At 64.7% G+C, this 20,997-nt stretch carries 18 protein-coding genes; 7 read left to right on the forward strand and 11 right to left on the reverse strand.

Annotated elements, in window-relative coordinates:
* Positions 1 to 51: 51 nt before the first annotated feature.
* Positions 52 to 930, reverse strand: a complete 879-nt coding sequence (gene galU, locus K3179_RS05895) for a UTP--glucose-1-phosphate uridylyltransferase GalU (RefSeq protein WP_221562892.1) — start codon at positions 928 to 930, stop codon at positions 52 to 54.
* 126 nt (positions 931 to 1,056) lie between these two features.
* On the opposite strand from galU, the gene murA reads away from it, so the two are divergent.
* Together murA and K3179_RS05905 are read left to right on the forward strand one after the other, a co-directional pair.
* Positions 1,057 to 2,340, forward strand: a complete 1,284-nt coding sequence (gene murA / locus K3179_RS05900; RefSeq protein ID WP_221562893.1) for a UDP-N-acetylglucosamine 1-carboxyvinyltransferase — start codon at positions 1,057 to 1,059, stop codon at positions 2,338 to 2,340.
* A gap of 71 nt (positions 2,341 to 2,411) precedes the next feature.
* A complete protein-coding gene (locus tag K3179_RS05905) occupies positions 2,412 to 2,639 on the forward strand; it encodes a hypothetical protein (RefSeq protein ID WP_221562894.1) in 228 nt (75 codons plus the stop codon).
* On the opposite strand, the gene K3179_RS05910 is transcribed toward K3179_RS05905, so the two are convergent.
* The 3 genes from K3179_RS05910 to K3179_RS05920 form a co-directional block, all read right to left on the reverse strand.
* Positions 2,640 to 2,933, reverse strand: coding sequence for a ribbon-helix-helix domain-containing protein (locus K3179_RS05910; RefSeq protein ID WP_221562895.1), 294 nt, complete (start codon positions 2,931 to 2,933; stop codon positions 2,640 to 2,642).
* A 158-nt stretch (positions 2,934 to 3,091) separates the two neighbouring features.
* A complete protein-coding gene (phbB, locus tag K3179_RS05915; RefSeq protein WP_221562896.1) occupies positions 3,092 to 3,817 on the reverse strand; it encodes an acetoacetyl-CoA reductase in 726 nt (241 codons plus the stop codon).
* A 130-nt stretch (positions 3,818 to 3,947) separates the two neighbouring features.
* The gene (locus K3179_RS05920; protein ID WP_221562897.1) at positions 3,948 to 4,703 is read right to left on the reverse strand and encodes a hypothetical protein; all 756 of its coding nucleotides are present in this window, start codon (positions 4,701 to 4,703) and stop codon (positions 3,948 to 3,950) included.
* Between the two features lie 313 nt (positions 4,704 to 5,016).
* Here K3179_RS05920 and K3179_RS05925 point away from each other — a divergent pair, with 313 nt between their 5' ends.
* The 4 genes from K3179_RS05925 to holA are packed head-to-tail and all read left to right on the forward strand — an operon-like array spanning position 5,017 to position 9,562.
* Entirely contained in the window at positions 5,017 to 5,466 is a 450-nt protein-coding gene (locus K3179_RS05925; RefSeq protein WP_221562898.1) for a DUF3576 domain-containing protein, read from the forward strand.
* A gap of 46 nt (positions 5,467 to 5,512) precedes the next feature.
* On the forward strand, positions 5,513 to 8,026 hold the full coding sequence (gene leuS, locus K3179_RS05930; protein WP_221562899.1) for a leucine--tRNA ligase: 2,514 nt from the start codon (positions 5,513 to 5,515) through the stop codon (positions 8,024 to 8,026).
* The gene (gene lptE, locus K3179_RS05935; protein ID WP_221562900.1) at positions 8,026 to 8,511 is read left to right on the forward strand and encodes an LPS assembly lipoprotein LptE; all 486 of its coding nucleotides are present in this window, start codon (positions 8,026 to 8,028) and stop codon (positions 8,509 to 8,511) included. The genes leuS and lptE overlap by 1 nt, the downstream gene beginning before the upstream one ends.
* Before the next feature lie 13 nt (positions 8,512 to 8,524).
* A complete protein-coding gene (gene holA, locus K3179_RS05940; RefSeq protein WP_221562901.1) occupies positions 8,525 to 9,562 on the forward strand; it encodes a DNA polymerase III subunit delta in 1,038 nt (345 codons plus the stop codon).
* Here the strand turns inward: holA and K3179_RS05945 are convergent.
* From K3179_RS05945 to K3179_RS05960, 4 genes are read right to left on the reverse strand one after another with little or no spacing between them, the layout of a single operon-like run.
* Positions 9,559 to 10,701, reverse strand: a complete 1,143-nt coding sequence (locus K3179_RS05945) for a nucleotidyltransferase domain-containing protein (protein WP_221562902.1) — start codon at positions 10,699 to 10,701, stop codon at positions 9,559 to 9,561. The two genes, holA and K3179_RS05945, sit on opposite strands and share 4 nt — an antisense overlap.
* Positions 10,701 to 11,252: an LptA/OstA family protein gene (locus tag K3179_RS05950; protein WP_221563065.1), complete on the reverse strand. Its 552-nt coding sequence runs from the start codon at positions 11,250 to 11,252 to the stop codon at positions 10,701 to 10,703. Before K3179_RS05950 ends, K3179_RS05945 begins: the two co-directional genes overlap by 1 nt.
* Entirely contained in the window at positions 11,252 to 11,923 is a 672-nt protein-coding gene (lptC, locus tag K3179_RS05955; RefSeq protein WP_221562903.1) for an LPS export ABC transporter periplasmic protein LptC, read from the reverse strand. Before lptC ends, K3179_RS05950 begins: the two co-directional genes overlap by 1 nt.
* 24 nt (positions 11,924 to 11,947) lie before the next feature.
* Complete coding sequence (locus K3179_RS05960; protein WP_100259964.1) at positions 11,948 to 12,565, reverse strand: ribonuclease D; 618 nt, start codon at positions 12,563 to 12,565, stop codon at positions 11,948 to 11,950.
* 80 nt (positions 12,566 to 12,645) lie between these two features.
* On the opposite strand from K3179_RS05960, the gene K3179_RS05965 reads away from it, so the two are divergent.
* A complete protein-coding gene (locus tag K3179_RS05965; protein ID WP_221562904.1) occupies positions 12,646 to 13,332 on the forward strand; it encodes a uracil-DNA glycosylase in 687 nt (228 codons plus the stop codon).
* A gap of 230 nt (positions 13,333 to 13,562) precedes the next feature.
* On the opposite strand, the gene K3179_RS05970 is transcribed toward K3179_RS05965, so the two are convergent.
* From K3179_RS05970 to gltB, 3 genes are all read right to left on the reverse strand, one after another.
* The gene (locus K3179_RS05970) at positions 13,563 to 14,759 is read right to left on the reverse strand and encodes a S8 family serine peptidase (RefSeq protein ID WP_221562905.1); all 1,197 of its coding nucleotides are present in this window, start codon (positions 14,757 to 14,759) and stop codon (positions 13,563 to 13,565) included.
* 106 nt (positions 14,760 to 14,865) lie between these two features.
* On the reverse strand, positions 14,866 to 16,302 hold the full coding sequence (locus tag K3179_RS05975; protein WP_221562906.1) for a glutamate synthase subunit beta: 1,437 nt from the start codon (positions 16,300 to 16,302) through the stop codon (positions 14,866 to 14,868).
* On the reverse strand, positions 16,302 to 20,963 hold the full coding sequence (gene gltB / locus K3179_RS05980; protein ID WP_221562907.1) for a glutamate synthase large subunit: 4,662 nt from the start codon (positions 20,961 to 20,963) through the stop codon (positions 16,302 to 16,304). Before gltB ends, K3179_RS05975 begins: the two co-directional genes overlap by 1 nt.
* Between the last annotated feature and the right edge of the window lie 34 nt (positions 20,964 to 20,997).

A 20,997-nucleotide genomic window follows, 5' to 3' on the forward strand; every position in this document is an offset into this window, starting at 1 on the left:
CCGGTCTGCCATAGCGGCGGGCCGGCCCTTTCCTTTTGGGGATGATGCTTTTTACTTTGCGAGCAGGCGCTCGGCGATGGCCCGAACTTCGCTTCCCATGTCTTCGCGTTCGAGCGCGAGTGCGAGGGTCGCTTCGACGAAACCGGTCTTGCTCCCGCAGTCGTAGCGGTTCCCGGCGAAGGTTACTGCGTGGAACGGCTGGTTGCCGATCATGCGCGCCATGGCATCGGTCAGCTGGATTTCGCCGCCGGCGCCCTTGCCCTGCGTTTCGAGGGTGCGCATCACCTCGGGCTGTAGAATATAGCGGCCCGAGATGATCTTGTTCGAAGGCGCTTCTGCAACCGGCGGCTTCTCGACCAATCCCGTCACTTCGGTCAGCGTATCGGAGATTTCCGCGCCCGGCGCGATGACGCCATAGCTCGACACCTCGTCCTGCGGGACTTCGAGGACCGAGATCAGGTTGCCGCCTACCTCGTTATAGGCTTCGACCATCTGCTTCATGCAGCCCGGCTCGCCGACCATGAGTTCGTCCGGAAGCAGGATTGCAAACGGATCGTCACCGACGATGGCGCGCGCGCACCAGATGGCGTGACCCAGACCCAGCGGAACCTGCTGGCGCACCGTAATGATATCGCCCGGCGTTGCACGCGTCGGATCGAGCACGCTCATATCCTTGCCGCGCTCTTCCATCGTGCTTTCGAGCTCGTATGCGATGTCGAAATGCTCGACGATCGCCGTCTTGCCCCGGCCGGTCACGAAGATGATCTGTTCGATCCCCGCCTCGCGGGCTTCGTCCACGGCATACTGGATCAGCGGCCGATCGACGATCGGAAGCAGTTCCTTCGGGATCGCCTTGGTGGCGGGCAGGAATCGCGTACCGAGTCCCGCAACGGGGAAGACGGCCTTCTTGATCGGTTTGTGCTGGGTCATGCGGCGGGGGTTAGGTCGGCGGCCGGAACAGGTCAATCGCTCGGCGGTTGAGCGAGCAGTATTGGGGGGGCGGCGCCACGCGCATGATGCTTGCCACAGCCCCGGAGAGGACTAAGGCAGGGGGCCATGGACAAACTTATCATTCACGGCGGCAATCGCCTTTCGGGTACCATTCCCATTTCCGGCGCCAAGAACGCGGCGCTTACGCTGATACCATGCGCACTGCTCACCGAAGAGGCCGTGACGCTGCGGAACCTCCCACGGCTCGCCGATATCGACGGCTTCCAGCACCTCATGACCCAGTTCGGTGTCAGTCACACGATCCCCGGCAAGCGGCCGGAGGAATTCGGGCGCAATGTCACGCTCGAAGCCATGCGGATCACCAGCTCGGTCGCGCCCTACGATCTCGTTCGCAAGATGCGCGCGTCGATCCTCGTGCTTGGCCCGCTCCTCGCCCGGACCGGAGAAGCGACGGTGTCGCTGCCCGGTGGCTGCGCGATCGGTAACCGGCCGATCGATTTGCACCTGAAAGCCCTCGAAGCATTCGGCGCGCAGATCGAATTGGCGCAAGGGTATGTGAAGGCAGTCGCTCCGGACGGCGGGCTGCCCGGTGGCGAGTTCGATTTCCCGGTCGTGTCTGTGGGCGCTACCGAAAACGCCTTGATGACCGCGGTGCTGTGCAATGGCACCAGCAAGCTGATTAATGCCGCGCGCGAGCCGGAAATCGTCGACCTGTGCAACCTGCTCACCGCCATGGGCGCCGAAATCGAAGGTATCGGCAGTTCCGAACTAACCATCCACGGCGTGAAGAAGCTGCACGGCGCGACCTATCGCGTGATGCCCGACCGGATCGAGGCGGGGTCTTACGCCTGCGCTGCGGCAATCACCGGTGGCGAGGTATTTCTCGAAGGCGCCGATGCCGATGACATGGCGTCGACGATCCATGCCTTGCGCAACATCGGTGTCGAGATCGAGACCGACAAGAAGGGCGTGCGGGTCGCAGCGAACCAGCCGCTCAAGGCGCATAATCTGACGACCGCGCCGTTCCCCGGCCTCGCGACCGACATGCAGGCGCAGTTGATGAGCTTGCTGTGCAAGGCAGAAGGCACCAGCGTGCTCAAGGAAACGATCTTCGAGAACCGCTTCATGCACGTTCCCGAGCTCATCCGCATGGGCGCCGATATCGAGACCACAGGCCGCACCGCCATCGTGCGCGGTCCGGTAGAGCTGGCGGGGGCCGAAGTGATGGCCACGGACCTGCGCGCTTCGATGAGCCTCGTGATCGCAGGCCTTGCCGCAAAGGGCGAGACCACGGTGCGCCGCCTCTACCACCTCGACCGCGGTTACGAGCGGCTGGAAGAGAAGTTGCAGCTGGTCGGCGCGGATATCGAACGGGTCGGCGACGATTGAGGATCGCGTTGCGGACCTTTCGGCGTTTTCATCCGTTGACCGAGTGAAGCAATTTTCGAAAGGGAAGCACTATGATCCTCAAGCTCGCAGCACTCGGTGCACTCGGCTATGCCGGGTACAAGTATTACGAAAAGAACCAGCGCGACAGCAATGGCGTCGCATTTGCGGACGGCCAGCCGGAAGGCGCATTCCGCAATGCCGGTTCGGAAGCGACCGCCTCGACGGGCGACACCATGAGTTCGACCGACGAAGCGCTCGATGAAACCTATCCAGCTAGCGACGCGACCGCGAAATACTGATCAGTCTTGCTGATCGTTACCAGGGGCGGCGGACATCGGTCCGTCGCCCTTTTGCGTGCGCTCGGCCATTTCGTGCGTAGCGAGCCACACCCGGATGGCTCCGGCGAGGCCGGGCGGCGTGTCGCTCCTGATGCGTTCGGCATCGATACTTGCCACGAGTGTGTTGACCGCTAGTCCACGCCTTGCGGCCGCACGGCGCAGCAGGTCCCAGAACACGGGCTCCAGGCTCACCGAAGTGCGATGCCCCTCGATGCGGATCGAGTACTTCTTCGGCGGGTGGTAAGGGGTCGTCATGCGCCTGCCCTAAACTGCTTCGCGCCGGCGCGCATCATCAATTGATATGCCGGCACCGGCTCGGGAATAGGGATCGCCTACCTGAACAAGGTTAGCCACCGCATCATTTTCAGGCGTGCGTAATTGGAAAGAACCGCGTCAGAGGTCGCGATTCCTCATCAGTACATGTGCTGGCCGCCGTTGATGCTCATGGTCGAGCCAGTGACGAACTCGGCGTGTTCGGAGCACAGGAAGCTCACACCGCGGGCGATTTCGCTGGCCTTTCCGAGGCGGCCGACCGGGATCTTGGCAACGATTTTTTCCAGCACAGGCTCGGGCACGGCTGCGACCATGTCGGTGTCGATATAGCCGGGCGCAATCGCATTGACGGTGATGCCGAAGCGCGCGCCTTCCTGCGCGAGGGCCTTGGTGAAGCCGTGAATGCCGCTCTTGGCGGCGGCGTAGTTGACCTGGCCATATTGTCCGGCCTGTCCATTGATGGAACCGATGTTGACGATCCTACCCCAGCCGCGCTCTTTCATGCCGGGGAATGCGGCCTTGGCCATGTTGAAGCAGCCGCCCAGATTGGTCCGCATCACGGCGTCCCAATCGTCATAGCTCATCTTCAGGAGCGTGCCGTCGCGCGTGATCCCGGCGTTGTTGACGACGATGTCGAGGGGGCCGTGCTCTTCCGCTACCTTCTCGCAGGCCTCCTGCACGGCGTCAAAATCGCCGACGTCGAATTTTACCGTGGGAATGCCGGTTTCTTCGGTGAACTTGCGGGCCGCCTCGTCATTGCCGGCGTAATTGGCAATGACCGTACAGTCGCGTTCGTCGCGCAGTCTTTCGCAAATGGCGCGCCCGATTCCGCGCGTACCGCCGGTCACGATTGCAACTCGTCCCATAGTGATTCTCCCAAGCTTTCCGTAGCGTTTTGCCTATTCGTAGGCATGGATACATTACGGCGCAAAGGCAATCAGACCTTCAGGGAAGGCCGACAATCGTATTCGTAGAGAATTGTAAGTATGTATCCGCCTAGAAGCGGATCTGAGTGCCCACGTAGACGGCCTGGTCGTCTTCCACGCCGTTGGTCAACGGAGCGAGACGATCCCGTTCCTGCTTGAGGCGGACGCCGGCAGTCACGTCGAGGTTGCGGCTCAGGCTATACGAACCGCCAAGGTCGACCTGCTGCGAGCCCGCACCTTCGATGGTGAGGGGCGAGGAGCCTGCGCGATCCTTCTGTCCGATCTCGATTCGCGACTGGAAGCGGCTGCGCTCGTCACGCTCCCCATCGCGATAGGTCGACAGGTCCGGCATCGCGATGTCGCGAATGCCCGTGGGTACGGCCGCTGCCGAGCGAGTCGGCTGGGCGAAGCTCTGGTAACCGCGTGCGACGCCAAGATTGTAGCGCGTCGGCGTAACCGGCAGCACGCTCTCGATCGGGTTGGCGCTGGCGAGCTTGTCACCCGACGCACGACCTGAAATCGATGCCGCGATGCCCTTGTCGACCCGCACCGCGAAATTGACGGTGCGCTGGTTCGAAAGGCGGGGCTTGCTGGCCGGAGTGAACCGCAGGGCATCTTCGCCGATCACGGCGGCAACGCGGGCAGCCAGTTCCGGATCTACGCCTGCGGGCGTGAATGGCAGGAATTCCATCGTTTCAGGAGCTGCTTCGGGCGTGCTCGACACGACGGCGAGGCCGGCGCCCGGAATGGCGAGCGCGCAAACGGCAGCCGCAAGCACGACCGGCGCGAGCCGATCCTTGCCTTTGCTGTTACGTTGCGTGCCCATCAGGCCGATGTCCTCTCGATTGCGGGTGTGTTCATCCTTAAAGACGAACCCCGCTTAACTGTTCCCGAACGCGATAGCACGGTTGTGCGACTCGGATCGGATGGAAAAGACTAGGCCCGCCAGAAGGGCAGCGCCAGCTTTTCCACAAGGTCTGTTCCGACATCGCGCCGGAGTGTTGCATAGCCTCAACAAATACCATCCAATTCAGACGGTATTCACGCGTTCGCGGCGTCTATGCCGCCAAGCTGGCGCTTGCCCGAGCGCGAGCAGGCACTATAGAGCCGGACTAACTTTTTTGACCCAAGGACCGTTCATGACCCTCACCCGCTCCATCCGTCGTCCCGCAGCCATTGCCGGCCTCGCGGTCGCCACACTGGCGCTGGGCGCTTGCAGCAAGAGTGAACGTCCCCGCGCCGACCTCGCTGCCGCGCAGGTGTCGACCATCGGCGTGAACTCCTATCTCTGGCGCGCCTCGCTCGAAGCCGTCAGCTTTGCCCCGCTGCTCCAGGCCGACAGCAGTGGCGGCGTGATTGTCACCGACTGGTACGCAAATCCCAATAATCCGGGCGAACGTGTCAAGATGACCGTGACCATCCTCGATCGTGACCTGCGTGCCGATGCCTTGCGCGTCGCCGCCAGCCGCCAGGTCGCACAGTCGGGTGGCTGGGTCGATGCGCCGGTCCAGGCCGCCACGGTCCAGAAGCTGGAAGACATCATCCTCACCAAGGCGCGCGAATTGCGCCGCCAGGCCATCGCCAACTGATTCTGACGGGTTCCATTTGCGCCCGAATTGCCTAAGGGCTTCGGGCATGAGCGATACCCGTTTCGATCCGACATCCGCCGACCCGCGCTGGCAAGCCGCGTGGCAAGACGCGCAGACCTTCCGCGCGGACAGCAATTCCGAAAAGCCCAAGAGCTACGTGCTTGAGATGTTCCCCTATCCCTCGGGGCGCATCCATATCGGTCACGTGCGCAACTACACGATGGGCGACGTGCTGGCGCGCTACAAGAAGGCGACCGGGCACGAGGTGCTGCACCCGATGGGCTGGGATGCTTTCGGCATGCCGGCGGAAAACGCCGCGATGGAGAAGGGCGTGCACCCGGGCGGCTGGACCCGCGACAATATCGAACACATGAAGGCGCAGCTGAAGCGCCTCGGCTTCGCGCTCGACTGGAGCCGCGAACTGGCGACCTGCGAGCCGGATTATTACGGCCACGAGCAGGCGCTCTTCATCGACCTTTACGAAGCGGGCCTCGTCTATCGCAAGGAAAGCGAGGTCAACTGGGACCCGGTCGACATGACCGTGCTCGCCAACGAGCAGGTTATCGACGGCAAGGGCTGGCGCAGCGGCGCGGAAGTCGAGAAGCGCAAGCTGAACCAGTGGTTCCTCAAGATCACCGACTTCGCCGAGGAGCTGCTGGAGGGACTGGGCAGCCTCGAGAACTGGCCCGACAAGGTTCGGCTGATGCAGGAAAACTGGATCGGCAAGTCCAAGGGCCTGGAATTCAGCTTCGACCTTTCGAATGGCGAGAAGCTTCCCGTCTACACTACGCGCCCGGATACGATTTTCGGCGCGAGCTTCGTTGCGGTTGCCGCCGATCATCCGGTCGCGCAGGCTATCGACAGTGACGAGGCGCGCGCCTTCATCGCCGAGTGCAAGAAGGGCGGGACCACCGCCGCCGAACTCGAAACCGCCGAAAAGCTGGGCTTCGACACGGGCATCACGGCGAGGCACCCGTTCACCGGCGCGGACTTGCCCGTCTACATCGCGAACTTCGTGCTGATGGATTACGGCACCGGCGCCATCATGGCAGTACCGGGCCACGACCAGCGCGACTTCGAATTCGCCACCAAATATGGCCTGCCGATCCCGCGCGTCGTCGCGTCGAGCCTAAAAGAAGCGGGCAAGGGTTTCGACGGCGAGGCCGAGGCGGGCGACGGCGTGATCGTCAACTCCGACTTCCTCGACGGGATGGAAGTCGAGGATGCCAAGCGCGAGATCATCCGCCGCATCGAGGAACAGGGACGCGGGACCGGCAAGACCGTCTGGCGCCTGCGCGACTGGGGCGTTTCGCGCCAGCGCTACTGGGGCACGCCCATCCCCTTCATCCATTGCGATGCTTGCGGCGTCGTGCCTGCGCCCAAGGACAGCCTGCCGATCACGCTGCCTCAGGACGTCGATTTCCAGACACCCGGCAATCCGCTGCTGCGCCACGCGACATGGAAGCATGTCGACTGTCCGAAATGCGGCGGCAAGGCCGAACGCGAGACCGACACCCTCGACACCTTCGTCGACAGTTCGTGGTATTTCCTGCGCTTTGCGAGCCAGCCAGCCGACAAGCCATTCGACCCCGAGGAGGTCGCCAAGTGGCTGCCGGTCGAACAGTATATCGGCGGCATCGAGCACGCGATCCTGCACTTGCTCTACGCCCGTTTCTGGACGCGCGCGCTCGCCCACATGGGCCAGATAGAGGTGAAGGAGCCCTTTGCCTCGCTCTTCACGCAGGGCATGGTCACGCATGAGACCTACAGCCGCAAAACCGGCGGCAAGACGGTCTATTACGCGCCCGACGAGATCAGCCGCGAAGCCGAGCGTGCCCTCCTCCTGGAGGATGGTGGCGAGGTCGAGATCGGCCGCGTCATCAAGATGTCGAAGTCGAAGAAGAACGTCGTCGACCCCGACACGATCATCGACACTTATGGCGCCGATGCAGTGCGCTGGTTCATGCTGTCCGACAGCCCGCCCGAGCGCGACCTGCCGTGGTCCGAAGCGGGCATCGAAGGCTGCAGCCGCTTCGTCCACCGGTTGTGGCGCCTGTTCGCTGCCTATGACGCAGGTGCCGCAGGCGAGGACAAGGCGCTCGCCCGCAAGACGCACCAGACCATTGCCGCGGTTGCCGAAGACATTGAGGCGCTCGGCTTCAACAAGGCCGTGGCCCGCATTTACGAGCTGACCGGGGCGGTCGAGAAAGCCGTTCCCTCCGCTAGCCGCAGCCACGCTATCCGCACCCTGGTGCAGCTGGTCGCGCCGATGATGCCGCACCTTGCGGAAGAGGCATGGGCCGGTCTCGGCGAGAGCGGGATGGTGGCCGACGCAGCCTGGCCCGCAGTCGATCCGGCATTGCTGGTCGAAGACGAGGTGACCATCGCCGTCCAGCACAAGGGCAAGCTGCGCGATACGCTTACCGCGCCCAAGGGTGCCTCGAAGGAAGACCTCGAGGCGATGGCGCTCGCATCCGAAAAGGTCCAGCGCTCGCTTGATGGTGCAGAAGTCCGCAAGGTCATTGTCGTGCCCGACAGATTGGTGAATATCGTCACGTGATGCGTTTCGTCTTCAGTCTTCTCGCCTGCCTCGCACTCGCGGCCTGCAACCTCTCGCCCATGTATGCGGGCGGTGGCAGCGGGGCGGTCGCGCAGGGACTGGCAGCCGTGGACGTTCCGCCGATCGCGGGACGGGCCGGGTGGCTGGTTCGCGGTGAGTTGAACGATCGCCTCGGAGCGGCGGGCAATGAAGCACCGCAATACCGCCTCGACGTTCGCCTCGACGACAATCTCGAAGCGCTCGGCATTTTGGCCGATGACACGGTCAGTCGGGAGCGGCGGACTTTGCGTGCCCGCTACCAGTTGGTGGACGCGTCGACCGGCGAAATCCTGCTCGACGCCACCGAAGGCGCGGATGCCGGGATCGATGTCGTGTCCAGCGAATACGCCACCATCGCGGCAGAGCAGACGGCGCTGGAAAATCTCGCGCGCGAAATTGCGGACAGGATCGTGACCCGCGTGGCACTGACGCTGCGCGAACAGTGAGGGCGGCCGGGGCGTGAAGGTCAGGGGGAACGAATTCGCTGCGAAGCTGCAGGGCCTCGCGAAGGATTGCTCCATCTTCTTCTTCTGCGGCCAGGATGAAGCGGGTGCCAGCGCCGCTGCGCGGGAGCTGGTTGCAGCCCTGCCCGATGCTGGCGAGCGGGTGGAGATCCCCGGTGCGGAGCTTCGCGCCGATCCTGCCAAACTGGGCGACGAGGCGCGCTCTTCCTCCCTCTTTGGGGACAAGCGGCATATCTGGTCGCGGGTCAGCGGGGACGAAGCGCATGCCGCGCTCGAAACGCTGATCAAGACGGGCGAGATGGGCGCGGGCGAAGCGTGCCCGGTGATCGTCGTCGCGACCGCGGCCACCGACAAATCGCGCACGGCAAAGCTGCTCGAGAAGCGCAAGGATGCAGTCGTCGCGATGTTCTATCCGCCCGACCTGCGCTCGGTGACGCAGTCCGTTCGCGCCATGGGCGATGCCGCAGGCGTGCGCCTCGACCAGGCGGTGGCCGAGCGGATCGCGCGCGGTGCCAATCTCGACGTGCGGCTTGCGCAGAGCGAGGTCACCAAGCTGGCGACCTATCTCGATGCCACCGCGCAATCGCCGCGCCCTGGCACGATGGAACATCTCGACGCTATCGGCGCGGCCAGCGAGGAGGACGGCTTCGCCAGCCTCGTCAATGCGGTTCTCGGCGGCCAGACCGGCAAGGTGGGCGGCGAGATCGCACGGATGAAGCAAATCGGCCTCAACCCCGTCGGCACCTTGCTTGCCATCGAACGCCGTGCCGCCCAGCTCGCCCGCATTTCGGCGGCGCTCGGCAATCGCCGTTACCAGGATCTCGACAAGGGCCAGAAGGCACGGCTCGGCATCTTCTGGAAGGAAGAGCGCGATATCGCCGACCAGGTCAATCGCTGGCGCGGGCCCAAACTCGACCGGCTGACCAACGGCCTGACCAAGCTGCACCGTGACCTGTTGTCGAACAGCCAGGCGGCGGAACTGCTGCTGGCGCAGGGCCTTACGAACCTCGCCCGGCTCGCCGCGCGGCGCTAGTCCCCGGACAGCCAGCGGGCCAGTTCGGCCGCCGCGAGCCCATCGTTCCTGCTCCGCCTGTTCGCCAGCGTGCCTGCCAGTGATGCGCCGCGAGTTGCGAGGCGCCCGAGACGCCGGAATCCTGTCGAGCCCTTCGCCTGGTCGAGCGGTGCCTCTTTCAGCCGCGCGCCTCGTTCTCCGGTTGCCAGCCCTGCAATCGCGTTGATGTCCTTCCGCGCAGCGGGATCCTGGACGAGAAGGTCTTCGACCCGGTCGAGCAGCGCGGCGTCGGCGCGGATCGGACAGATGGTGTTCTCCTGAAAGCCGGGTCGCAACCATCGGCCTATCAGGGCAAAGACCAGCGCTGCCGGCCTGGCGAAGCCCTCACCTTGAGCGCGCTGCCAAAACGCAGCCCAGTCGATCTCCCGTTCGGCAACGAAATAGTCGATATCTAACAGTCCGAGCGGCCCGACATTGAACAGGTGGGAAACTGCGCAGTGCATCACCAGGTGAGCGAGCATGTCCTCGTCTGCGGGTACGAGCATGCCGAGCGAATCGTCCCGCACCGCCCGCGCCAGAATGCCTTCGTCATCGCATGGCGGCATCGCCGCACTTGCCAGCGGCGCGCTTGCCCAGGCGTGGGCATGCACTTCGCACATCACCCCGTCGGGCGAGAACAGCGGGGGTAAGTGCGTTTCCTCGCGAGCCATTCGATCCAGCAATTCGCCGTCCGCCTGTGGTGCCTGCCATCCCGCATCGCGAAGCGAGCGATAGGCCTGCGTCGCCCGAGCTTGCGGGACCAGTACATCGATATCGCGCATGACCCGCTCTGCAGGTGAGGGCCAGACGCTCCACGCCAGCGCGGCCCCCTTGAGCGCGACGGCTGCGATGCCGTGTTCGCCCAACGTCAGGGCGATCCGCGCCAGCGCCCGCCGTTGCACGAGCTGGTCGAGCGCGTTGAAGCGGTGCGCTTCCTGCCAGCCTTGCGCGATGAAGGCGGGCACCTCCGCCTCGATTTCCTTGCGCACCAGCTTGCCGTGCAAATGCGGCCGCAAGCGATGGCCTGCCGCAAGCCGGTCGAGCGAGCGCCACTGCCTTTCGGTCAGCGTCCCGATTTCGCCGAAGCGATGCCCTGTCAGCGCCAGCAGGGCGCGGCGCATCAGTCTTGCGGGACGGAGAAAGTGCCCGTGACGCGGCCGCCCGATTGCTGTGTCTCGCCCGTCACCGGGGAAGACCCGCTTGCGCGGCCATCGACGCTCGACACGCCGCTCGCCAAGTCGATCACCAGGCGTCCGCCGTTCAGGCGATCGGTCCCGCGATTGAGGCTGACATTGCCGGCCATGGTGATGATCCGGCGGTTGAAATCATAGACCGCCGTATCCCCGCTCGCGCGTTCATTGCCGCGCGACACCGTCACGCCGCCGGTGGCCAGGATGCGCTGGATCTCCAGCGTTCCGGCATCGCTGTAATCGACGACGGTGCGTGCTGCGTTCAGCGTCAGGCCGGCCTGCGTGATGCGCACTGCGCCCGAAAGGACCACGCGATTTTGCCGGTCCTGCAATTCGATCCGGCCCGCATCGAAGGACACGGGCGCGTTCGAATTGTGGCTGGCGATGGCCTGCGCGTTCAGCTGCATCCCTCCCAGCGCCGCGCAGGTCAGCGCGAAACCGGCAAGGAGCGACTTGGTCATGGCGGGCAGGTGCTGCTTCATCATGGCATTCTCAGCTTTCCGGGTTCCATGCGCAAGCGCGCTTCGCCCGATAGGGTTACGGTCCTTGCCGCAAGGTCGGCATCGAGGCGGTTGGCGCTGAACGTGCCGGCAGGCACTGCGCCTTCGACGCCGCCCGCGCCGGTCATGGTCTTGCTGTCGAGTTCGACCGAGACGCCGCTGGCGCGCATGCGATAACCGTCTGCGGCCTCCATGCGCATGGTTCCCGTAACGTCGATCCGCTCTGCGTCGATGTCGTACTGGCCACCTTCCGCGCTGATTCGCGCGGGGCCTTCCGCCATGAGTAGTCGCGCCACGATATCGCGCATCCGCACGATCCCTTCCGCGCTCGAGCGCTGGACGGCTTCATCTGCGGTCAGCGAGAACGGGCGCCCCTGCGCATCGGTGCCGCGATAGAGCGCATTGTCGACGCGCAGGCGCTCCTGGATCACGGCGACTTCGTTGCGGTCGAGCAGAAAGCTGATTTCGCCGCGGGGGCTGAGCGGGGTGATGACCATCAGCGCTGCCAGGACGCCGACGCCCATCGGCAGGGCGCGGGCCAAGAAGTGCACCAACTTGTCGTGACTGCCGCCGGGCGCGGCGAAATGCTGGCGGCGCGAGCGGAGTTGCTGCGCTTCTGGCGTTTCGATCCTGCGCTTGCGGCGACGTATCATGGGGTCCTGCTGCCTGCCTTGCCCTTACGCGTGGCTGAAGATGTCGTGGTCGGCCCAGCCGAGGATGTCGAGATGGGCGCGTGCAGGAAGGAAATCGAAACAGGCCTCTGCCAGTTCCATCCGGCCTTCGCGTTCGAGCCTCTTGTTCAGCTCTTCGCGCATCCGGTGGAGGAAGCGCACGTCGCTGGCGGCGTATTCGCGCTGCGCCTGGTTGAGCTCCGGGCCGCCCCAGTCGGACGATTGCTGTGCCTTGGAGATGTTTTCGCCGAGCAGTTCCTCGACGAGGTTTTTGAGGCCGTGGCGATCGGTGTAGGTGCGCACCAGCTTGCTGGCGATCTTGGTGCAATAACAGGGCGCCGCGGTGACCCCGAGATAGTATTCGATCGCGGCGAGATCGAAGCGGGCGAAGTGGAACAGCTTGAGGCGTTCCGGGTCCGCCAGCACCGCCTTCAGGTTCGGCGCGTCGTATGTGCTGTCGGGGCCGAAGCGCACGAGGTGCTCGTCGCCCTTGCCGTCGCTGATCTGCACCACGCACAACCGGTCACGGATGGTGATGAGCCCCATGGTCTCGGTATCGACGGCCACCGGGCCATCTGCGAGCACGCCTTCGGGGAGGTCTTCTTCGTGAAAGTGAACTGCCATGCCCCGCGCCTTAGGCCGATTGGGGATTGTAGGGAAGGGGCCACTGGTCTGCCAACCGAAGCGGGGCCAGAGTGCCGGCCATGAGCGAGAGTGTGCCCGACAGCTGGAAGCCGGTCCTCGACCCTGTCCTGGGTGGCGAAGAAGCGCGCAGGCTCGGCGGCTGGCTGCGCGCAGAAGAGGATGCCGGCAAGATCGTCTACCCGCCGCGCGGCAGCCGGTTGAAGGCGCTCGAACTCACCCCGCTGGATGCCGTGAAAATCGTGATCCTCGGGCAGGATCCCTATCACGGGCCGGGGCAGGCGATGGGCCTCAGCTTCTCCGTGCCCGAAGGCGTGAAGGTGCCGCCCAGTCTTGCCAATATCTACAAGGAGCTGGAAGCCGATTGCGGCATCGCGCCACCGGGCCATGGCGACCTGACGCCGTGGGCGCGGCAGGGCGTGCTGCTGCTCAACAACACGCTGACGGTCGAGGCGGGGCAGGCGGGCAGCCATGCCGGACGCGGGTGGGACGCTGTCACCGATGCCTGCGTGGCGGCAGTCGCCGCGCGCGATAAGCCGTCGGTCTTCATCCTGTGGGGCAGCCACGCACAGGCCAAGGCGAAGCGCGTCGGCGCGCTGAATGGCGGGCCGCATCACGTCATCGCCAGCCCGCACCCAAGCCCGCTGTCCGCCTATCGCGGGTTCTTCGGTTCGAAACCTTTCAGCCGCGCGAATGCATTCCTGGAAGAGCATGGCCGGGGGGCGGTCGACTGGCGGCTGGGCGGGTGACGAAGTTGACACTGTGTCACCCAGCCTGTTTGCCTGTTAGTCTCTGATATACAAAAGGAAATCCGCCGGCATTCCGGTTGACAGTCAGGCGGCATGTTTCCGCCCGGATCGACGATTTGAAAGACCTCGCCGTGACCCTTATCCCGATCCGGGAGAGTAGGAAACGAGCGCGATCGAGGCTGGCGCAAGATTGGGCGCGGGCTAGTCTCGAGTACTCTTCAAGCCGCCGCTCAGGGCAGAACGCCGACGTCTTCGGCGGTGCCGTCCTTGTCCCGCTTGACCTGCCCGTCAGCCCCGACACTGCCACCGGTCACCAGCAGTATGCCGCTGAGGTGGGGGGCGGCCATGGACGTGCCGTCCTTGTTGGTCGTTCCGCCGCCCGGGGCGAGAGAGAGTATCCGCACGCCGGGTTCCGCGTAATCGACCGAAGCTCCGTAGTTCGAGAAGGACGCAAGGTTGCTGCGCTTGTCGATGGCGGACACGGTGAAGAGGTTTCGCCCGTTGTTATAGGCAGGCGATACGGAGCCGGTGTCGACATTCACGCCGCTGTTTCCCGCGGCCATCACCACGAACACGCCCCCGTCGGCCAGGGCCTGTACCCCGGCGTCGAGGATGGTCGATCCCTGGTCTGCGGTGAGGCTCAGATTGACCACATCGCCCACCGATGCATTGGCGGCCACGAAATCGAGGCCCGCGGCGACATCGCTATCCGGTGCCACGCCGAAGGAATCGAGCACGCGTACGGAGTATACCGGCGCTCCCGGTGCCACGCCGACGACGCCGATCGTGTTGTCGAGCGCGGCGATCGTGCCGGCGACGTGGGTGCCATGCCCGTTGAGGTCGTCGACGGAGTTTGCATTGCCGCCGAAAGTTTCTGACGTGAGGAATTCGGCGCTGCCGACGAGGTTGAGATCGGGATTGTCGACGTCCACTCCCGTATCGACGACCCAGGCGACATTGCCGTTGGGCGTGCCGGTGCCGACTCGGGCCACGCCCCACGGAACGGTCTGGTCGCTGCCGCCGCCACCTCCCGGCTTGCCCCCCCCGCCGCCTCCGCCGCCATTGTCGGGTTTCCCGCCGCCACCATCGGGTCTCGGCGCGCCGCGGGCGGCCGCTCCGGCGTCGGGCAGGCCGACATAGACCGCCTGCGAACAGCCGGTAATCGTCGGGTTGCGTTCGACGAGCGTGTCGATTGCCCTGTCGGATACCCGCAGGGCGAAACCATTGAAAATGCGGGAATAGTTGTGCAGCACGCGCCCGCCAGCCTGGCTTGCCGCACGGTTGGCTTCGTAGGTCGTGCTCACCGGCCCGCTGACGAGAGTGCAGATGAAGGTGTCGGGCACAGGGTCACCGACGGATTGGGCGAGGGCCGCCGGTGCCATCAGGAACGACACGCCCAAAAGGGCCACGCGCGTGCGAGTATTCATCGAAGATCCCCTTCTCCAAGCGACCCGCGATGCATGCGACATTCTGTTTTGGCGAGCGGTTAGCCTACTCCATTCAGGCTTCCGCGTCGAATCGGCCAGAGGCCACCTACCGCGGCAGTTCGCTGACCCCCATCAGTTCCTCGTCCACCGCGCGGGCGCACTGGCGGCCTTCGCGTATGGCCCAGACGACCAGGCTCTGGCCGCGGCGCATGTCGCCGCAGGCGAAAACGTGCGGCTCGCTGGTGGCGTAGCGGTTGGTGTCTGCCTTTACATTGCCGCGCGCATCCAGTTCCACGCCCGCCCGGTCGAGCAGGCCGCGGCGCTTGGGGCCGGTGAAGCCCATGGCGAGGAGGATGAGGTCGGCCTTGAGCGTGAACTCACTGCCCTCGACCTCGACCATGCGGCCGTCTTTCCATTCGACGCGCACGCATTCGAGGCCCGCGACATCGCCGCCATCCTCGATCACGCGCTTGGTCAAGACAGCCCAGTCACGCTCCGCGCCTTCCTCGTGGCTGGAGGAGGTGCGCAGCTTGAGCGGCCAGTCGGGCCAGGTCAGCGCCTTGTCTTCCTTTTCCGGCGGCTTGGGCATGATTTCCAGCTGCGTGATGCTGGCCGCGCCCTGGCGGTTGGACGTGCCCACGCAGTCGGAACCCGTATCGCCGCCGCCGATCACGATGACATGCTTGCCGGTCGCCGTCAGGCTGCCGCGCGGAGCGGCGCGCACTTCGTCGTCGCCAGCATTGCGCTTGTTCTGCTGGGTCAGGAATTCCATCGCGAAGCGCACCCCGGACAATTCGGCGCCCGGAATGTCGAGCATCCGCGCTTCTTCAGCACCGCCCGCAAGGACCACCGCGTCGAAATTCTCCTTCAGCGCCTCGAAGCTGACTTCCACGCCAACTTCGCTGGAAGTGCGGAACTGGACGCCCTCGGCCTCCATCTGCACCGCCCGGCGGTTGATGAGGTGCTTTTCCATCTTGAAGTCGGGAATGCCGTAACGCAGCAGGCCGCCGATCCGGTCCGACTTCTCGAACACGGTCACGGCATGGCCGGCGCGCGCCAATTGCTGCGCGGCGGCGAGGCCTGCGGGACCGGAGCCGATCACCGCGACCGACTTGCCGGTCTGCTTTTCGGGCACCTGCGGCTTGATCCAGCCTTCCTGCCAACCCTTGTCGACGATCGCGCATTCGATCGACTTGATGGTCACCGGGCTGTCCACGATGTTGAGCGTGCAGGCCGCCTCGCACGGGGCGGGGCAGATGCGGCCGGTAAATTCGGGGAAGTTGTTGGTCGAGTGCAGCACTTCGAGCGCGTTCTTCCAGTCGTCTTCGTAGACGAGGTGGTTCCAGTCCGGGATGATGTTGTTCACCGGACAGCCGTTGTGACAATAGGGAATGCCGCAATTCATGCAGCGCGCGGCCTGGCGCTTGAGCGCGTCGGGGCTCTGCGGGAGGGTGAATTCCTTGTAGGTCTTCAGCCGTTCTTCGGGTGCGACGTATTCACGCTCTTCGCGATCATACTCGAGGAAACCTGTTTCCTTGCCCATTATTCTGCAGCCTCCATTGCCGCCTGCTCGCGCTCTTCCTCGAGCGACTTGAGCGCGCGCGCGTAATCGCGCGGCATTACCTTGCGGAAGTTTTTCAGTTCGTTCGACCAGTCGTCAAGCAGCGCCTTGGCGCGTGCCGACCCGGTGTGAAGATGATGCCGCTCGACCAGGATCTTGAGCCGCTCCGCATCGTGGTAGAGCGGATCGCCCATGCCTGCATCGTCGACCGTCTGGGCGCGTTGCTGGGGATGGCCCCAGCTCCTTTCGGCGCCTTCGCCGTCGCCCGGCGTCACGGCGAGGACATCGACCTGCGCATGGTTGACCAGCGCGTCGAAAGCACCTTGCGGATCGTAGACATAGGCGATGCCGCCGCTCATGCCGGCTGCGACATTGCGGCCGGTCTTGCCGAGCACGCAGACCACGCCGCCGGTCATGTATTCCAGCGCATGGTCGCCGGTCCCTTCGACCACGGCAACCGCACCCGAATTGCGCACGGCGAAGCGTTCGCCCGCAACGCCTGCGAAATAGGCTTCGCCCGCGATCGCGCCGTAGAGGACGGTATTACCGACGATGATATTGTCGGTCGGATCGCGCGAGACGCCTTCGGGCGGCCTGACGACGATGCGCCCGCCGGACAGGCCCTTGCCGACATAATCGTTGGCATCGCCGGTCAGGCTCATGGTCACACCATGCGCGAGCCATGCGCCGAAGCTCTGTCCGGCAACGCCCTTGAGGTCGATGCGGATCGTGTCCTGCGGCAGGCCGGCATGGCCGTATGCTTCCGCGATACGGCCGGACAGCATGGTGCCGACAGTGCGGTTCACATTGCGGATATCGCGCGAAATCTGGACGGCCTGCCCGCTTTCGATGGCAGGCTTGCACGCCTCGATAAGCTCGACATCCATGGCTGCGCCAAGGCCGTGATCCTGCGTTTCGGTGTGGTGCAGCGACCTGCCTTCTTCGAGCGGGACCTCGTGGAGGATGCGCTTCAGGTCGACGCCGTGCGCCTTCCAGTGGCGACGTACGCGGCGCATGTCGACACGGTCCACGCGGCCGACCATTTCCTCGACCGTGCGGAAGCCCATTTCCGCCATGATCTGGCGCAGTTCTTCGGCCACGAAGAAGAAGTAGTTGATGACGTGTTCGGGCGTGCCGGTGAACCGCTTGCGCAGCACCGGGTCCTGCGTGGCGACGCCGACGGGACAGGTGTTGAGGTGGCACTTCCTCATCATGATGCAGCCCGCCGCGATCAGCGGGGCAGTGGCAAAACCGAACTCGTCCGCGCCCAGCAGCGCACCGATGGCCACGTCCCGGCCCGTGCGCAGGCCGCCGTCGACCTGCACCGCGATACGGCTGCGCAAATCGTTGAGAAGGAGCGTCTGCTGCGTTTCGGCAAGGCCGATTTCCCACGGGGATCCGGCATGGGTCAGACTGGTTAGCGGCGATGCGCCGGTGCCGCCCTCATAGCCCGAGATGGTGAGGTGGTCGGCCTTCGACTTGGAGACACCCGCGGCAACCGTGCCGACGCCGACCTCGGACACCAGCTTCACCGAAATGCGCGCTTCGGGCTGCACGTTCTTGAGGTCGTGGATCAGCTGCGCGAGATCCTCGATCGAATAGATGTCGTGGTGCGGCGGGGGCGAGATGAGGCCCACGCCCGGCGTCGAATGGCGCACCTTGCCGATGCGCTTGTCGACCTTGTGGCCGGGCAGCTGTCCGCCTTCGCCGGGCTTTGCACCCTGCGCCATCTTGATCTGGATATCGTCCGAGTTGACGAGATATTCCGTCGTCACGCCGAAACGGCCCGAGGCCACCTGCTTGATGCGGCTGCGCATGGAATCGCCATTCGGCAGCGGCTGGAAGCGCTCCGGCTCCTCGCCGCCTTCGCCGGTGTTCGAACGCCCGCCGAGGCGGTTCATCGCGATGGCGAGGGTCGAATGCGCTTCATGGCTGATCGAGCCGAAGCTCATCGCGCCGGTGCTGAAGCGCTTGACGATGTCGGCCGCCGGCTCGACTTCGGACAGGTCGAGCGGACGCTCGGCCTTCTTCAGTTCCATCAGTCCGCGAATGGTGAGCAGCCTTTCGGACTGCTCGTTCACGCTCCTGGCGAACTCCTCGTAATTCTTGGGATCGCTGCCGCGCACGGCGTGCTGCAAATTGGCGATGTTCTGCGGGGTCCAGGCGTGGTCTTCGCCGCGGATGCGGTACTGGTAGATACCGCCCACATCCAGCATCCCCTTGTAGAGCGGACTGTCTCCGAACGCCTGCGCGTGACGGCGCACGGTTTCTTCCGCCACCTCGGCAAGGCCGATGCCCTCGATCGTGGTCGCGGTGCCGGTGAAATAGGTCTCTATGAAGTCGCTCGACAGGCCGACCGCGTCGAAGATCTGCGCGCCGCAATAGGATTGGTAGGTCGAGATGCCCATCTTGGACATGACCTTTAAGATGCCCTTGCCGACCGCCTTGACGAAGTTCTTCTGCACATCGCCAGCGTCGAGTTCGGGCATTTTGCGCGCGCGCAAATCTTCCAGCGTTTCGAAGGCGAGGTAGGGATTGATCCCTTCCGCGCCATAGCCTGCCAGCGCGCAGAAATGATGGACTTCACGCGCTTCGCCGGTCTCGATGACGAGGCCGGTCTGCATGCGGAGGCCCTGCCGCACGAGCTGGTGATGCACGGCCGCAGTCGCCAGCAGCGCAGGCATGGCGATGCGGTCCGGCCCCTGGCCCCGGTCCGACAGGATCAGGATATTGGCATCGCCAAGCACGGCCTCGGTCGCGGCCCAGCACATTTCCTTCAGCGCCATGGCGAGGCCATCCGCGCCGGTGCTGGCGTCCCAGGTGATGTCGATCGTCGCGGTACGGAAAGCCCCATCGAGAGCCACGCCGACCGAGCGGATTTTCGCCAGGTCGTCGTTTGTGAGGATCGGCTGCTTGACCTCAAGGCGCTTGTGCGTACCCCCGTCCCGGCCGAGCAGGTTGGGGCGCGGGCCGATCATGGACAGCAGGCTCATCACCAGTTCCTCGCGGATCGGGTCGATCGGCGGGTTGGTGACCTGCGCGAAGTTCTGCTTGAAGTAATCGTAGAGCAGGCGGCTCTTCTGGCTCAGCACGGCAATGGGCGTGTCGGTGCCCATCGACCCGATCGGATCCTCGCCATTCGCGGCCATCGGCTCGAGGAAGCGCTGGATGTCTTCCTGCGTGTAGCCGAACGCCTGCTGGCGGTGGAGCAGCGCGATATCGCTTTGCGGGATCTCGGACAGGTCCGGCTCGATATGGTCGAGGTCTTCGAGCTTGTACTGCGCCTTCTCCAGCCACGCCTCATATGGTTCGGCAGCGGCGAGGCCGGCCTTCAGTTCCTCGTCCTCGACGATGCGGCCCTGCTCGAGATCGATCAGCAGCATCTTGCCCGGCTGAAGGCGCCATTTGCGGGTGATGTCTTCCTCGGCGAAGGGCAGCACGCCGCTCTCCGAGGCGAGCACGACGAGGTCGTCCTTGGTGGTGCAATAGCGCGCAGGGCGTAAGCCGTTGCGGTCGAGGCAGGCGCCGATCTGGCGGCCATCGGTGAAGCATACGGCGGCAGGGCCGTCCCACGGCTCCATCAGGGCGGCATGATATTCGTAGAACGCACGGCGCGCCGGATCCATCTGCTCGTTCTTCGCCCAGGCTTCGGGCATGAGCATCATCATCGCGTGCGCAAGATCGTATCCGCCGGTCAGCAGCAGCTCGAGCGCATTGTCGAGGCAGGCCGTGTCCGACTGGCCATGCGGGATCAGCGGCCACATCTTGTCGAGGTCGGCGCCCAGCAGTTCGCTTTCCATCGTGCGGCGGCGCGCTTCCATCCAGTTCACATTGCCGCGAACCGTGTTGATTTCCCCGTTGTGCGCCATGAAGCGATAGGGGTGGGCAAGCCGCCAGCTGGGGAAAGTGTTGGTGCTGAACCGCTGGTGCACGAGGCCGAGCGCGCTGACGCAATCGGGATCGCGCAAATCGTCGTAAAAGCTGCCGACCTGGTTCGCCAGCAGCAGGCCCTTGTAGACCACGGTGCGGCTGGAGAAGCTCGGGATATAGGCCTTGCTCAGGCCAGGAATGCCGTGCTTGTCTTCCAGCGCGGCGAGCGGGTTCAGCGTCTGCTTGCGGATCACCACGAGCTTGCGTTCGAAGGCGTTGCGATCGACGCAGTTCTGGCCGCGCGCGATCACGCACTGGCGAATGACCGGCATGGAATCGACCACTGCCTTGCCCAGCCCGTCGAGCGTGACGGGCACGTCGCGCCAGCCGACCACGCGCTGGCCTTCCTTTTCGGCGAAGCGTTCAAGCTGCTTCTCGACGAATTCGCGCGCCTCGTCCTGTTGCGGAAGGAAGCACATGGCGACGGCGTAATCGCCTTCTTCGGGCAGGTCGTGCCCGTGCGCCTTTGCCCATTTGCGGATCAGCGGGTCTGGCGTCTGGATGAGGATGCCCGCGCCGTCGCCCAGCAGCGGGTCCGCGCCCACCGCGCCGCGATGGTCGAGATTGGCAAGGATCGTCAGCGCCTGCGTAATGATGTCGTGGCTCTTCTCGCCCTTGATGTGCGCCACCATGCCGACGCCGCACGCGTCGTGCTCATTGGCAGAATCGTACAAGCCCTGGGGGGCGGGAAAAGAAGAATGCGGAACCTGCATGCGCCGAGGCGTCCTCCAACCGAACCCGTCTCCA

The organism is Qipengyuania intermedia, assembly GCF_019711615.1.
Classification (GTDB): domain Bacteria; phylum Pseudomonadota; class Alphaproteobacteria; order Sphingomonadales; family Sphingomonadaceae; genus Qipengyuania; species Qipengyuania intermedia.

Coding starts and splice junctions, on each gene's coding strand:
- galU (WP_221562892.1), bottom strand. CDS start 930: ATGACCCAGCACAAACCGATCAAGAAGGCCGTCTTCCCCGTTGCGGGA.
- murA (WP_221562893.1), top strand. CDS start 1,057: ATGGACAAACTTATCATTCACGGCGGCAATCGCCTTTCGGGTACCATT.
- K3179_RS05905 (WP_221562894.1), top strand. CDS start 2,412: ATGATCCTCAAGCTCGCAGCACTCGGTGCACTCGGCTATGCCGGGTAC.
- K3179_RS05910 (WP_221562895.1), bottom strand. CDS start 2,933: ATGACGACCCCTTACCACCCGCCGAAGAAGTACTCGATCCGCATCGAG.
- phbB (WP_221562896.1), bottom strand. CDS start 3,817: ATGGGACGAGTTGCAATCGTGACCGGCGGTACGCGCGGAATCGGGCGC.
- K3179_RS05920 (WP_221562897.1), bottom strand. CDS start 4,703: ATGGGCACGCAACGTAACAGCAAAGGCAAGGATCGGCTCGCGCCGGTC.
- K3179_RS05925 (WP_221562898.1), top strand. CDS start 5,017: ATGACCCTCACCCGCTCCATCCGTCGTCCCGCAGCCATTGCCGGCCTC.
- leuS (WP_221562899.1), top strand. CDS start 5,513: ATGAGCGATACCCGTTTCGATCCGACATCCGCCGACCCGCGCTGGCAA.
- lptE (WP_221562900.1), top strand. CDS start 8,026: ATGCGTTTCGTCTTCAGTCTTCTCGCCTGCCTCGCACTCGCGGCCTGC.
- K3179_RS05945 (WP_221562902.1), bottom strand. CDS start 10,701: ATGCGCCGCGCCCTGCTGGCGCTGACAGGGCATCGCTTCGGCGAAATC.
- K3179_RS05950 (WP_221563065.1), bottom strand. CDS start 11,252: ATGAAGCAGCACCTGCCCGCCATGACCAAGTCGCTCCTTGCCGGTTTC.
- lptC (WP_221562903.1), bottom strand. CDS start 11,923: ATGATACGTCGCCGCAAGCGCAGGATCGAAACGCCAGAAGCGCAGCAA.
- K3179_RS05960 (WP_100259964.1), bottom strand. CDS start 12,565: ATGGCAGTTCACTTTCACGAAGAAGACCTCCCCGAAGGCGTGCTCGCA.
- K3179_RS05965 (WP_221562904.1), top strand. CDS start 12,646: ATGAGCGAGAGTGTGCCCGACAGCTGGAAGCCGGTCCTCGACCCTGTC.
- K3179_RS05970 (WP_221562905.1), bottom strand. CDS start 14,759: ATGAATACTCGCACGCGCGTGGCCCTTTTGGGCGTGTCGTTCCTGATG.
- K3179_RS05975 (WP_221562906.1), bottom strand. CDS start 16,302: ATGGGCAAGGAAACAGGTTTCCTCGAGTATGATCGCGAAGAGCGTGAA.
- gltB (WP_221562907.1), bottom strand. CDS start 20,963: ATGCAGGTTCCGCATTCTTCTTTTCCCGCCCCCCAGGGCTTGTACGAT.